This window comes from Rothia sp. HMSC069C04 (assembly GCF_001812895.1).
Lineage (GTDB): Bacteria > Actinomycetota > Actinomycetes > Actinomycetales > Micrococcaceae > Rothia.
Genome location: NZ_KV810707.1, coordinates 66338 through 79366, shown reverse-complemented (window position 1 = coordinate 79366; position 13029 = coordinate 66338). Strand labels below are relative to the sequence as shown.

Here is a 13029-nt window from a genome sequence, read left to right as displayed (position 1 = left end):
ATCTATATGCACTCTGTGTATGATGAAGCGGGTTATTGTTGCCCTGAGGTGTTGAAACCTCGTGAGAGCGCAATAACCCGCTGTAGAAGGACATCTTCGTGGAGATGGATTACATGGCAGGCCTGCTCGCCAGCGAAGAAGAGCTCGACCGCATCACCGAATCCTTCGCCCAGCTTCCCCTCCGCAACCCCAACGGCACCACCGGCATCAACATCCACCTGGAGAAAGAGAGATGGCTAAAATCCCCACCTTGAGTTTGGTATTTTTGCCATTGTCTTCCTTGATTTGTTCAAGATCTTGAGCCAAAATCCTCACTTCCTCTTTCTAAAATCTAGTTTTTAAAAAAATAGGCTATCTACCAGAAGTAGATAGCCTATTTTTTATGAGATGCTTGGGTGCTTACGCTTCCAATTTGTCAAACTTTGCTTTGACATTCGCCTTGAATTCTTCACGCTTAGCCTTGCGTTCGGCTTTACGTTCAGCCTTCATCTGTGCACGCGCCTGGTTGTAGAGGTCTTCTTGGACTTGCAGAGCTGCTTCGATTTCGGCTACGACGGTTGCTACATCCCAACGCATGATTTGGGTGTCGTACTTGGTGAAGTAAGCATCGATGACTGCTTCGTTGTCTTCTTGCACCAAGGCAACAACGGCTGTTTCACCGTTAGTCAATTTCTGAGAAACAACGTCAATCAGGCCAGCTTCTGCCGTATCAACGGTAGCACCAGCAGCCAAACCATAGAGGCTACCCATACCATAACCAAACAAGACGCCGATAGGACCACCCAAAAGCCCGATAACTGCACCGAGCAAGCCACCTTTTAGGGTTGCATCCGTCGTTGAATCTTCAAAATCATAGCGTTCTTTTTCAACGATATGACCGTTTTCATTTTTGACCAGGGCGATTTGAGCAACCTTGGTCGTCTGAGTTTGGCGGAAAGCCTTCAAATCCGCAAAGGACTGATAAGCTTCGCTTTCGGTGTTAAAGACTGAAATTACTAGGTTTTCCATAGTTGGTACCTCGTTCCTAAAGACTATATATACATTGTAATACAGTTCTCTTTTTTTGGGAACTACTTTTTGCGACAATTTACCTCGGCGGCAGCCGGTAGGCTGAGTCCTAAAGCAGAGGGGCCCGGCATCCAGTATGGATGCCGGGCCCCTCTCTGCTTGCTGTGGCGTTAGCGGCTGATGGTTGCCGAAGCGCGCAAACCAGCCAGGTCCTGGAAGGTGTACTCGCCACCCTCGGTCAGCTGCATTGCGACGCTACCGCTGGTGATCTGAGCGGTGGTGGTCAGGGTGTAGCTGGAGGTCACCTTGGTAAAGTACACCGGAACCAGCGAAGCCAGCACCTGCGCGTAGCTCACGCCGTCCTTCGCGGTGGCTTCCAGGTAGTCGGAGGTGCGGATATCCAGCACGCCGGTCCAGACGTTGTCCTCGATGACCGGCTCGTAGAACTTCGCAGTGTATGCGATGCCGTTGAACGCCGCCACGGCGGGGTTGTTGGTCTTTGCGCCGCCCTCGCTCTTGGCGAGTGCCGGGATTTCAACGTCGTTATCGACGTCCCACAGCAGCGGGTCGGTGACATCCTCGGCGGTGGGGAAAGTGAACTCGAAGGTCACCTGCAGATGCGCCTGAGGGTACAGCCAGGAGCTGCCCTGGAACTCGCCCTTGGAGTTGATGGGTGCGGAAATCCACAGACCCGCGCCACCGTACAGGCCGGCACCGACGCTACCTCCGGGGGTGAAGGTGCCGCCGCCGCGGCTCTGCGGGGTGGTGGAGGTTGCGGTGATGTTGGGAACCTGCACGGTGTAGGAGTCCAGACCGTAGCGGGTATCAAAGTCGTTGGAGGGGTTCGAGTTGAACGCCTGGGTGAAGACACCGAACTTCAGGGTCGGGGTTTCCTGCGCGTCGGTGGATGCCGCGTAGGCGGGTACCGCTGCGGCGGTTGCGATGACGGGGGTGCTCCATGCGGCACCCTTGATGAGTGCGCGGCGGTTCAGACCGTTAGTGGTGTTCGAGGAAGAAGTCATGGGATCTCTCTTGTTGTGAAAAATGTGGTGATGCATGTGATTTGAATTACTGATACTCTAATGTAATTCAGCTCATCTTCAAAATTATCTCAACTTTTACTTCAATGTATGAACATTGCGGCACCCAGCTCACCTAATACGTGAAACGGGAGCATCATGGAAACCGTGGAGAACGCCCTCCCGGAAAACTCCACAGAAACACCACCGGTCACCACACACTGAAGGAACACAACATGGCATTTATGAAGAGCGCACGCGTCACGCTTGCCTCCCTCGCAGTGCTCTGCCTGGGCACTATCGCAGCCCCCGCAGCAAACGCCTACAGCCCCGATATTGACGGCGACGGCATCCCCAACACCTGGGAAATGAAGGGCTACGACGCTGACGGCGACGGCAAAATCGACGTCGACTTCCCCGCAATGGGCGCAGACCCCAACCACAAGGACATCTTCGTTGAGATGGACTACATGGCAGGTCTGCTGCCCAGCGAAGACGAACTGGACCGCATCACCAAGATTTATGCCGACCTGCCCCTGCGCAACCCCGACGGCACTACCGGCGTGAACATCCACCTGGACGCCGGTAGCGCCCGCAGCGCCAAGTACAACCTGGGCGGCGGCAACGAAATCAGCTACCAGGCACTCGACAGCGAATTCAAGGCGCTCCACCGAATCAAGGCAACCGAAGGTAAGTTCAACCCCGCCCGCGAAGGCACCTTCCACTACATGATCTGGGGCGACTACTACGACAACAGCTACTCCTCCGGTATCGCTAACTTTGGCGGTCGTAACTTTATGGTCACCGTCGGCCCGACCTTCTGGGGCGAGGCAAGCAGCAACATCCGCGTGGCAGTGTTCGTGCACGAGCTCGGCCACAACCTCGCGCTGAGCCACGGCGGCTGGGACGAAATCAACTACAAGCCCAACTACTACAGCGTCATGAACTACCAGTACACCCTCACCGGTGTGCCCATGGCTGACGGTAGCCGCTACTTCGGCTACTCCACCGCCGAGTACCGCATGCTCAACGAGGCGAAGCTGTACGAGGCGCGCGGCTTCGGCCCCCGCGCGGCTGGCTTCCTGTACAAGGGTAAGCCCGCCAACCAGCCGATTGACTTCAACGGCAACGGCAAGATTGACACCGAGCCGGTGTCCGTGGACCTCAACGGTGACGGCATGATCACGAACCTGGGCGCGGCAAGCGATGTGAAGATGATCCGCTTCCAGGCGACCGAGCACCCCGAGAAGGACAAGGGCCCCGAGCACATTGAACCGAGCGGTATTACTGCTGAACACGCTCGTTCGCTGGGCCTGATTTAAGCGGCGCAACGCCAACAAAGAGCCCTGTCAGCTCAGTAAAATGGCATAGCAAAAGGTGCGGATACCGAATCATCATTCGGTATCCGCACCTTTACTCTATACAGCTTTTAGCTTAGCGCAGCGTGCAGCTCGGCACAGTGCTCAGCTCAGCAGCAGAGCCTAGACAGCCTCGCTCACGCGGCCGGTATCCACCAGCACCTGCGCAATGTGGCCCAGCGCCTCCTCATTCTGCAGCGAAGAAACATCGCCCAGCGAACGGCCCTGGTACAGCTCACCGAGCAGACGGCGAGTAATCTTACCCGAACGGGTCTTCGGGATATCGGCAACCGCCACAACGTCCTTCGGCTTAGCAATCGGGCCAATGTGCTCACGCACGTGCGCGGTCAGCGCCGCCTTCAGCTCATCCTCAGTCAGGTCCTTACCCTCATCGGTGAGCGTCACGTAGGCGACCGCCTGGTGACCGGTCAGCTCATCCTCCACGGGGCAGACACCAGCCTCAACCACAGCCGGGTGAGTCACCAGAGCCGACTCAATCTCAATCGTGGACAGGCGGTGACCCGAAATGTTAATCACGTCATCAATACGGCCGAGGATGTACACGTTACCCTCTTCGTCTTCCTTCGCGCCGTCGCCAGCGAGGAACCAGCCGCGCTCGCCGTAGTGACGCCAATAGGAATCCAGGAAACGCTGCGGGTTCTGCCACACGGTACGAGCCATCGAGGGGCCAATCTTATCGACCACGATGAAGCCCTGCTTGCCGGGTTCGACCGGGTCGCCGTGCTCATCCACCACGCGGGTGGACACGCCGGGAACGGCGCGGGTAGCGCAACCGGGCAGGGGAGTGCAGTGCGGGGTGCCCTCCGGGTAGGTGCCCTCGGGCGCGAATGCCGGGTCGTGCGGGCGCGGGGAGCATACGGTCGAACCGGTCTCGGACTGCCACCAGGTGTCGATGAACGCCGCGGTGCCGCCGCCCACGTGCTGACGCAGCCAACGCCACGCCTCCGGGTTAATGGATTCACCCACCGAACCGAGCAGACGCACGGTCGAGAAGTCGTACTTGCCGGGCTCCGGGCCATTCGGGAACGCACCCATGAGCGAACGAATCAGGGTCGGGGCGGTGTAGTAGTTGGTCACACCGTAGCGTTCAATAACCTCAAAGTGGCGGCCGTAATGCGGAGTGTTCGGGGTACCCTCGTAGATCACTTCGGACACGCCGTTAACCAGCGGGCCGTAAATTTCGTAGGTGTGTGCGGTCACCCACGCCAGGTCGGCGGTGCACCAGTGAACGGTGGACTCAACCTTCTGCGGGTCGTTGACCGCGGACAGCTCGTCGGGGCGCAACACGCCGTTCTCGTCCACGTAATCCGGCAGCAGATCGTAGAGCAGCGCGTGAGTGTACGCGGTCTGCACCAGGTAGCCGCCCATCGTGTGCACCAGGCCCTTGGGCTTACCGGTCGTGCCGGAGGTGTAAATAATGAACAGCGGATCTTCTGCGTCGTGCAGTTCGTAGGCGTGAGTATCCGGCTGGTCGTCCACCAGATCGTGGTACCAGACGTCGCGGCCCTCAGTCCACGGCACAGCGGCGTGCGCTACCGGGTCGGAGGCGCTGGTGCGGTCCACCACGATAACGTGCTCGATATTGTTCTCACCGGAGCATGCCTCGTCGGCGTTGACCTTCACGGGAACGACCTTGCCGCGGCGGTTCTGGCCGTCGGTGGTGATGAGAACCTTCGCGCCGGTGTCTTCCACACGGAACTTCAGCGCCTCGGCGGAGAAACCACCGAAAACGAGGGAGTGGATCGCGCCAATACGCGCGCAGGCGAGGGTGAAAATAATGGTTTCGGGGATGACAGGCAGATAGATGACCACACGGTCACCCTTGCGCACGCCCAGAGACAGCAGGCCGTTTGCTGCCTTCGCAATACGACGCTGCAGTTCGGAGTAGGTGATGGCCTCACGGTCGCCGGGCTCACCCTCGAAGTAGAGGGCTACCTTGTCGCCGCGGCCTGCCTCCACGTGGCGGTCCACGCAGTTGTAGGCGACGTTGAGCTTACCGCCCTCGAACCACTTAATTTTGGGGATGCTGAACTGTTCGATGCCGTCCTCGTCGAAGCCGAGGGACTTCGGTTTCTCGAAACGGTGCGCGGTGTGCCAGGGCTCAGCCCAGGTGAGTCGCTGCGCCTGCTTCTCCCAGAACGCAACGCGCGCCTCGTCAGATTCGAGGGCGGGGTTCGGGGTGGGGTTTAGCGGGTCGGTGAACGAGTAGGGGGTGGGCAGTCCCATTATTCTCCCATCGGTTGCTGGCATTAGCACCCTTGCTTGCCGTGCCGCTGTCTGTGTGACCGTGGGGTCTGTGTGTGCGTTGGCGAGGGGGTTGCTGCGACGTCACGGAGCCAGGTCTCTCGGTCGCTCTGGATGGTTTGCCTTCTTAGTAAAGCGCGCCGGAGGGGGTGGACGCAAAGGGGACCGTCATATTCGGTGTGCTGTGTATCGGTTCGTAATATAACGACATATTTAAAGACCCCGCCCCGCGCTCACTGCTGTGGGGCGCGGGGCGGGGCACATCATCATCATTCAGTAGGCGACAGGTTTCCCCGCCGACTTCTTTCTCCGGCGCGTAGCGATGATTAGCTCACCTTCGGGGAGCAGCCACGCGGCGGACATCTCTCCTAAAACTCAGCGCGTGCTGAGCGTTGCGTTTAGCTGTGGTGCTAATTGCTGGTGGCGTTAGTTGCTGGGGTACTTCGCCTTCACCCGGCGCTCGAAAACACCCACCAGGGCGTCGGTAATCTTACCGAGCACCGCCAGCGCCACAATAGCCAGCAGCAGGCGGTCGGTGCGGCCGTTGTTCTGCGAGTCGGTCAGCAGGTAACCCAGACCCATGGATGCACCCAGCAGCTCAGCGGCGACCAGGAACAGCCACGCCTGAGCCAGCGCCAGACGCAGACCCGAAACAACCGACGGCAGAACCGCGGGAAGCTGAACCGTGGTGAACAGGCGCAGACCCTTCAGGCCGAAGGCGCGTGCCGCCTCCACAAGCTTGGGGTCAACGTGCGCCAGAGCCGCAGAAACCGTGGTGTATACCGGGAAGAACGCACCAATAGCAACCAGGGTCACCTTGGAATTCTCGCCGATACCGATCCACAGCAGAAGCAGCGGAACCCACGCCAGGGACGGCACGGCACGCAGCGCACCAATGGTCGGTGCGGCAATCAGACGCACCGGCGCAGACAGGCCAATCAGCGCACCCAGCACCAGGCCGAGCACGGCACCAATACCGAAACCAATCAGCACACGCTGAGTAGAAATCGCCACGTGGCGGCCCAACTCGCCGCGCTGCGCCAGCTCAACACCGGCGCTGACCACACGGTCGGGGGAGGGCAGCTGAACCTGGGTGAACACGCCGTTCGTGCTCAGAATGTACCAGAGGGCAATCAGCGCCAGGGGAAGAATCAGGCCCAGGTACTGCTTACCGGCGAACGGGTTCGACGGCAGCTTCACGGAAGAGACACGCTTCTCGGCACGCTCAGCGCGAGCGCTGGAGGCGGCGGTGATCGTTGCGGCGGTCATTACTTCTCAACCACCTTTGCGATCTTCTCAACGGCTGCGCTGTCAGCCTTCTTTGCGAACTGGTCGTCCACAATGCTGTTTAGTGCCTTGTCCACGTCGGACTGGGAGGGAACGTCGCCGGACTCGACCAGAATCGGGCCGACACCCTTGAGAACCTCAACCTGCTTAGCGCCCGGAACCGGGTCGATATCCAGGTGGGTGCGCTCCATGACGACCTGAGCAGTCTCGTGCTTAATGCCGGACTCCTCCTCGACAATCTTCACTGCCTCTTCGGGGTTCTTCTTAGCCCAGGCGCGAGCGTACTCGTACACGTCCACGATGGTCTGTGCGGCGGTCGGGTTGGACTGAATGAACTTCTCGGTCGCGTTCAGGAAGCCGTAGGTGTTGAAGTTCAGGTTGCGGTAGAAGAGCACGTCGCCGCTTTCCACCTCGGCGGCAGCCATAATCGGGTCCAGGCCGCTCCACGCGTTGACCTGACCGTTATCCAGGGCGGTGCGGCCGTCGGCGTGCTGCAGGTTCTGAATGGTCAGATCCGAAGCGGAAATACCCTCCTGCTTGAGTGCCTGCAGCAGCAGGAAGTACGGGTCGGTACCCTTGGTCACGGCAACAGTCTTACCCTTCAGGTCCGCAACCTTGGTGATGCCCGAATCCTTGCGGGTCACCAGTGCCGACCATTCCGGCTGCGAGTAGAGGCTAATGACCTTGATGGGGGAGCCATTAGCGCGTGCCAGCAGCGCCGCCGAACCGGCGGTCGAGCCAACATCAATATTGCCGCTACGCAGCGCCTCATTCGCCTTGTTCGAACCGGCCGACTTGACCCACTCAACCTTCTTACCCTCGGCGGCGAGGGCGGTCTCAAGCCAACCCTTCTTGCGGATAATCAGGGACAGCGGGTTGTAGGTCGCGTAGTCAATGGTCACGGTGTTCTGATTGCCACCACCGGCAGCACCGGAGGCGTTAGCGGAACCGGAACCTTCACCGGCGCAGGCGCTGAGCAGAGTAGCAAAAGCGGCGGCTGCGGCAAGGGACTTGAGGGCGGTACGACGAGACGGGGAGTAAGTCATGATGAAATCTTTTCGCTTCTGAAGATGATGATGTGATGTGTAAGAAATGTGTTGCGTGGCGGCTTTAGGCGTTATCTTCCACGCCGAGCTCAGCCAACAGTTCGCTACGCAGCGCCGTGATCTCAGCATCGGCGCGGTCACGCGGGTGAGAACGGTCAACGGTCACAATGCGCTGGATGGTGGCGGGCGCCTCCGGGGTGTCCTTACCGAGGACAATCACCCGGTCAGAGAGGTACAGCGCCTCTTCCACATCGTGGGTGACCAGCAGAATCGTGGTCGGGTCTTGACGGTGCACGTCCAACAGCAAATCCTGCATGTTGATGCGGGTCAGCGCATCCAGAGCACCGAAGGGCTCGTCGAGCAGCAGCACGCCGGGGTTGCGTGCGAGCGCTCGTGCCAGGGACACGCGCTGAGCCATACCGCCTGAAATTTCCTTGGGACGGTGGGTTGCGTATTCGCCCAGGCCGACCAGGTCGAGCAGGCTCGCTACGGATGCTGCGCCTTCAGATTTTTTGGTGCCCTGCGGCAGTCCGAGCGCCACGTTGTCGGCGACGGTGCGCCAGGGGAGCAGGCGCGGTTCCTGAAAGCCGATAGCTACGCGGGGGTCGAGGCCGGTCACTGCCTTCTCGCCGATACGCACGGTACCTGCGGTGATGCGGTTCAGGCCTGCCGCTGCACGCAGGAGGGTGGATTTGCCGCATCCGGAGGAGCCGATGACGGAGATAATCTCGCCGGGGGCTGCGGTGAAGGAGACTCCGCGAAGAACTTCGTGGGTTCCGCCGGGCACGGGGAAAGATTGTCCGACGCCTTCAAAGCTCAAGGGGACGGCGGCGGTGGATACGGCACGGCGGCCGTTCTTTTCACTGGTGGGTACGTCAGTTACTGCACTGTTGAGTGTCATGTCACTTCCATCGTTCCTGGCGTTAGCACCGGGGGCGGAAGAATCCGTGCCGGTTGCTGCGACGTCGTGGAGCCAGGTCTCTCAGTCGCTCTGGATGGTTTGCTTCTCCCACCCTATGGGCTGTGGCGTGCCTCAATCAACCCGGCGGGCGCGTATGAATTTCTATGACCGTATATTTCGCATTTATCACGAAATATTTCGGTTCCACGTCACAAAAAGATTTTTTCGTCACAAACGTGACCTCCCTCCCGTGCGCCCCGTACACTCAAACCACGAGATCATGAGTCCCGGCGCTAAGCTCTGGCTAGCCGGGCGGCAACCCTCTCCCGTAGCGGGGTGCCCCAGATGATGATCTGGCCTCAACGTTACGAGGCAAGTACGGCGCGAACGCGCCACCTGCACGAAGGCCACCACCGAACGCAGAAGGCAAGAAGGAGGCGGCGCGCGGGGTGCAGGGCACTAACCCGATCGTCCCCGATCATTCGCGAAAGGAAAATCGATGGCTGAGCAGAAGAAGCGCATCGTAGTTAACGCATTCGAAATGACCTGCATTGGTCACCAGAGCTTCGACCTCTGGCGTCACCCGCGCTCCCGCGCAACCGAGTACAACACCATCAAGTACTGGACTGACCTGGCTAAGACCCTTGAGCGCGGCCTGTTTGACGCCGTGTTCATCGCTGACGTGGTCGGCATCTACGACGTGTACAAGAACTCTGCCGCTCCCGCCATTGAGGGTGCCGCTCAGGTTCCCGTGAATGACCCCGCAACCCAGATTTCTGCAATGGCTGCAGTGACCGAGCACCTCGGCTTCGGCGTGACTGCTGCCGCTACTTTCGAGCAGCCCTACACCCTGGCTCGCCGCTACGCCTCCCTCGACCACCTCACTGAGGGCCGCGTCGGCTTCAACGTTGTGACCTCTTACCTGCCTTCGGCTGCTGAGAACCAGGGCCTGCCCACCCAGATCCCGCACGACGAGCGCTACGAAATCGCCGACGAGTTCCTGGACGTCTGCTACAAGCTGTGGGAAGGCTCCTGGGAAGACGGCGCAGTCATCAAGGACCGCGAGCGCGGCATCTACGCTGACCCCTCCAAGGTCCACCCGATTGGCCACAAGGGCAAGTACTTCTCCGTGCCCGGCATCTCCCTGACCGAGCCGAGCCCGCAGCGCACCCCCGTGATCTTCCAGGCTGGCGCATCCAGCCGCGGTCAGAAGTTCTCCGGTAAGCACGCTGAGGCTGTGTTCATCAGCGCCCTGCGCCCGGACCTGACCCGCGTTGTGACCGACCGTATTCGCGCCGCTGCCGAGGAGCAGGGCCGTAGCCGCGACGACGTCAAGATCCTCGCAATGCTCTCCGTCATCGTGGATGAGACCGAGGAGAAGGCAAAGGCAAAGTACGAGGAGTACAAGAAGTACGTGAACCTCGACTCTGCACAGGCTATTGTCGGCGGATGGTCCGGTGTTGACCTGTCCCAGTTCGACGAGGATGAGGTCCTGAACTACGTGCAGACCGAGTCGATTCAGTCCTTCCTGACCCCCTTCACCCTGCAGGCGAAGGACAAGAAGTGGACCCGCAAGGCCATCGCTGAGCACACCACCCTCGGCGGCATGGGCGAGGTCATTGTTGGTGACCCGGTTCAGGTTGCTGACGAGCTTGAGCGCTGGATTGACGAGGGTGGCCTGGACGGCATCAACCTGGCGTACCACGTCTCCCCGGGCTCCTTCGAGGACTTCATCGAGTACGTTGTTCCCGAGCTGCAGAAGCGCGGCCGCTACCGCACCGAGTACGAGGGCAACACCCTGCGTGAGAACATCTTCGGTAAGGGCCACACCAAGGTTGCTGACTCCCACCCGGCTGCTAAGTACCGCGGCGCATACGTGGGTAAGCCTTCGGCTGCTGACACCCCGGCTCGCGCGATCGCTGAATAAGCGTTGCCGCTGAAGCGTGCCGTGTAGGTTCGCTCAAACTTAACGATTGAAAACAAGAACGCCCGTTCTGCTGGAGGATTTGTATCCCCGGCAGGGCGGGCGTTTCTTTGCGCTGTGCCGCCGTCGCTTTCTTGATACAGGGCACCTTCTTGACGCGGCGCTTTCTTTATACTGGTTGGCATGATTGAACTTAACCATGATGACCGCTGCCCCTGCTCGAGCGGCGAGGTGTACGGCACCTGCTGCGGCAGGTTCCTGGGCGAGTTTGCCGCCTCCGGCACGCTGACTGCTCCCGCGCCGGAGCAGCTGATGCGCTCGCGTTTTACCGCGTTTGCGACCGGGGATGCGGCGTACCTGCTGGCGAGCTGGCATCCGAGTACTCGCCCGGCTACCTTGGAGTTGGAGGATGATATCCGCTGGTATCGCCTGGATATTCTGGGTGCTTCGGGTGGCCCGTTTGATGCGTCCGGTACGGTGGAGTTCGTTGCGTATTACCGTTCGGTGCCGGGTGTCCCTGCGGAGGAGCGGGTGAAGGGCAGCATGCATGAGCTGTCGCGCTTTGAGAAGGTGGGCGGCACCTGGCTCTATGTGGATGGAGACGTCCGCTAAATCTCGTAACTTTCCCTGCCTCTCATACGTGCAGAGTGTGGGCATAGAAGAAATGGCAGAATCATTCCGAAACCGGAACGATTCTGCCATTCTTTGTTGACGCCTCTCAACGAGGCTAACTATCGGGACTGTTGGACTTAGCTAGTCCAGCCGTTAATGATGCCCATACCGAAGTAAATCACGAACACCGCGGACACCAGGTACATCAGCCAGTGCACGTCCTTGCCGCGGCCCTGCACCAGGCGAATGAAGGTGTAGGACACGAAACCGGCGCCAATACCGTTCGCAATCGAGTACGACAGCGGCATGAAAATAATGGTCAGGAACGCCGGGATGCCCAGACCCCAGTCAGTCCAGTCAATATTCACAGCCTGGCGGATCATCAGGAAGCCGACCACAACCAGTGCGGGGGCAACCGCCTCGAAGGGAACGATGGTGACCAGGGGCGAGATGAAAATCGCCAGCAGGAACAGCACACCGGTCACAATGTTCGCGAAACCGGTGCGTGCGCCCGCACCAATACCGGTAGCGGACTCCACGAAAATCTGGTTCGCCGAACCGGACGCGCCACCACCAACAACGGAACCGAACGCATCCACGAGCAGGACCTTGTCGATGTCCTCAACCTTGCCGTCCTTCATGGTGCCAGCCTCGGCGGCAAGACCGACCGAAACGCCCATCGCGTCGAAGAACACAGACAGCAGAATGGTGAACACCAGCAGCGACGCAGCCAGCGGGCCGATGTGGGTGAATGCGCCGAACAGGTCAGCGGAACCGATGAGGGAGAAGTTCGGGGTGGTGAACTTCATGTCCGCCAGGGAAGGCACGTTCAGGGACCAGCCGGTCGCCGCCTCCTTCACAGAACCGGAGGGGACAACCGCCTCCAGAATCAGGGACAGCGCGGTGGAGGCGAGCACGCCCCACAGGATCGCACCCTTCACGTTACGGATGAACAGGGCGATGGTGAAGAACAAGCCGAAGAGGAAGACGAGGGTGGGCCAGCCGAGCAGGTGACCGCCCGCGCCGAGGCTCACCGGAACGGTGGTGCCGGCTGCGTCAGGCATGCGGCGGATAATGCCGGAGTCGACCAGACCGATAAAGGAAATGAAGAAGCCGATACCGACCACAATCGCGGTCTTGAGCGACTCAGGGACCGCCTCAAACACCGCGGTACGGAAGCCGGTGAGCACCAGAACGGTCATGATTAGACCGGCAAGAACGACCAGGCCCATGATGTCTGCCCAGGTCAGGTTCGGGGTGGTGGCAATGGTGGAGGCGAGCAGCGCGTTCACGCCCAGGCCAGCCGCCATGGCGAAGGGCTGCTTGGCGATAACGCCCATGAGGATGGTCATCACGCCAGCAACCAGCGCGGTCACAGCCGCGACGGGTGCGATACCGAGAGTGCGTTCGGAGGCGTCAGCACCGGTACCGATGACGAGGGGGTTCAGCACCACGATGTAGCTCATGGCGAAGAATGCGGCGAGGCCGCCGCGGAATTCTGCGGCGATGGAGGAGCCGCGTTCGGAAATCTTGAAGTAGCGGTCGAGTGCGCTGGTGGGCGCTGCCGCCTTCTGGGGTTCAGACATGTGAGGATCCGTTGATGTTGTTC

General features: G+C 60.1%; 10 protein-coding genes, 1 pseudogene and 2 riboswitches. Of the genes and pseudogenes, 4 read left to right on the top strand and 7 right to left on the bottom strand.

Features of this window, described 5'->3' with window-relative positions:
* Positions 1–86 precede the first annotated feature (86 nt).
* Positions 87–224, top strand: a pseudogene (locus tag HMPREF2879_RS00545) (C4-dicarboxylate ABC transporter substrate-binding protein); the annotation flags it as partial.
* A gap of 175 nt (positions 225–399) precedes the next feature.
* On the opposite strand, the gene HMPREF2879_RS00540 reads toward HMPREF2879_RS00545, so the two are convergent.
* On the bottom strand, positions 400–1008 hold the full coding sequence (locus HMPREF2879_RS00540; RefSeq protein ID WP_049350464.1) for a DUF1269 domain-containing protein: 609 nt from the start codon (positions 1006–1008) through the stop codon (positions 400–402).
* Positions 1009–1178: 170 nt separating this feature from the next.
* The gene (locus tag HMPREF2879_RS00535) at positions 1179–2030 is read right to left on the bottom strand and encodes a transcriptional initiation protein Tat (protein ID WP_070634568.1); all 852 of its coding nucleotides are present in this window, start codon (positions 2028–2030) and stop codon (positions 1179–1181) included.
* A 233-nt stretch (positions 2031–2263) separates the two neighbouring features.
* Between HMPREF2879_RS00535 and HMPREF2879_RS00530 the strand changes: the two genes are divergently transcribed.
* Entirely contained in the window at positions 2264–3349 is a 1086-nt protein-coding gene (locus HMPREF2879_RS00530; protein WP_070505803.1) for a C4-dicarboxylate ABC transporter substrate-binding protein, read from the top strand.
* A 159-nt stretch (positions 3350–3508) separates the two neighbouring features.
* Here the strand turns inward: HMPREF2879_RS00530 and HMPREF2879_RS00525 are convergent, their stop codons facing one another.
* From HMPREF2879_RS00525 to HMPREF2879_RS00510, 4 genes are all read right to left on the bottom strand, one after another.
* On the bottom strand, positions 3509–5632 hold the full coding sequence (locus HMPREF2879_RS00525; protein WP_070634567.1) for an AMP-binding protein: 2124 nt from the start codon (positions 5630–5632) through the stop codon (positions 3509–3511).
* Positions 5633–6076: 444 nt separating this feature from the next.
* Positions 6077–6919, bottom strand: coding sequence for an ABC transporter permease (locus tag HMPREF2879_RS00520; protein WP_070634566.1), 843 nt, complete (start codon positions 6917–6919; stop codon positions 6077–6079).
* Entirely contained in the window at positions 6919–7983 is a 1065-nt protein-coding gene (locus tag HMPREF2879_RS00515) for an aliphatic sulfonate ABC transporter substrate-binding protein (protein WP_044150835.1), read from the bottom strand. The genes HMPREF2879_RS00520 and HMPREF2879_RS00515 overlap by 1 nt, the downstream gene beginning before the upstream one ends.
* A 64-nt stretch (positions 7984–8047) precedes the next feature.
* Positions 8048–8884, bottom strand: a complete 837-nt coding sequence (locus tag HMPREF2879_RS00510) for an ABC transporter ATP-binding protein (protein WP_070505809.1) — start codon at positions 8882–8884, stop codon at positions 8048–8050.
* 4 nt (positions 8885–8888) lie between these two features.
* A riboswitch (SAM riboswitch) is annotated at positions 8889–8985 on the bottom strand.
* 175 nt (positions 8986–9160) lie between these two features.
* Positions 9161–9269: riboswitch (SAM riboswitch) on the top strand.
* A gap of 114 nt (positions 9270–9383) precedes the next feature.
* Between HMPREF2879_RS00510 and HMPREF2879_RS00505 the strand changes: the two genes are divergently transcribed.
* The gene (locus HMPREF2879_RS00505; protein ID WP_070634565.1) at positions 9384–10811 is read left to right on the top strand and encodes an LLM class flavin-dependent oxidoreductase; all 1428 of its coding nucleotides are present in this window, start codon (positions 9384–9386) and stop codon (positions 10809–10811) included.
* Positions 10812–10991: 180 nt separating this feature from the next.
* Entirely contained in the window at positions 10992–11420 is a 429-nt protein-coding gene (locus tag HMPREF2879_RS00500; protein ID WP_070505814.1) for a YchJ family protein, read from the top strand.
* A 137-nt stretch (positions 11421–11557) separates the two neighbouring features.
* Here HMPREF2879_RS00500 and HMPREF2879_RS00495 read toward each other — a convergent pair whose 3' ends face one another.
* Positions 11558–13006 carry an NCS2 family permease gene (locus tag HMPREF2879_RS00495; protein WP_070505816.1) on the bottom strand — a complete coding sequence of 483 codons (1449 nt, stop codon included), beginning with the start codon at positions 13004–13006 and terminating at the stop codon, positions 11558–11560.
* Positions 13007–13029: the final 23 nt, after the last annotated feature.

Coding starts and splice junctions, on each gene's coding strand:
- HMPREF2879_RS00520 (WP_070634566.1), bottom strand. CDS start 6,919: ATGACCGCCGCAACGATCACCGCCGCCTCCAGCGCTCGCGCTGAGCGT.
- HMPREF2879_RS00540 (WP_049350464.1), bottom strand. CDS start 1,008: ATGGAAAACCTAGTAATTTCAGTCTTTAACACCGAAAGCGAAGCTTAT.
- HMPREF2879_RS00515 (WP_044150835.1), bottom strand. CDS start 7,983: ATGACTTACTCCCCGTCTCGTCGTACCGCCCTCAAGTCCCTTGCCGCA.
- HMPREF2879_RS00495 (WP_070505816.1), bottom strand. CDS start 13,006: ATGTCTGAACCCCAGAAGGCGGCAGCGCCCACCAGCGCACTCGACCGC.
- HMPREF2879_RS00510 (WP_070505809.1), bottom strand. CDS start 8,884: ATGACACTCAACAGTGCAGTAACTGACGTACCCACCAGTGAAAAGAAC.
- HMPREF2879_RS00530 (WP_070505803.1), top strand. CDS start 2,264: ATGGCATTTATGAAGAGCGCACGCGTCACGCTTGCCTCCCTCGCAGTG.
- HMPREF2879_RS00525 (WP_070634567.1), bottom strand. CDS start 5,632: ATGGGACTGCCCACCCCCTACTCGTTCACCGACCCGCTAAACCCCACC.
- HMPREF2879_RS00535 (WP_070634568.1), bottom strand. CDS start 2,030: ATGACTTCTTCCTCGAACACCACTAACGGTCTGAACCGCCGCGCACTC.
- HMPREF2879_RS00500 (WP_070505814.1), top strand. CDS start 10,992: ATGATTGAACTTAACCATGATGACCGCTGCCCCTGCTCGAGCGGCGAG.
- HMPREF2879_RS00505 (WP_070634565.1), top strand. CDS start 9,384: ATGGCTGAGCAGAAGAAGCGCATCGTAGTTAACGCATTCGAAATGACC.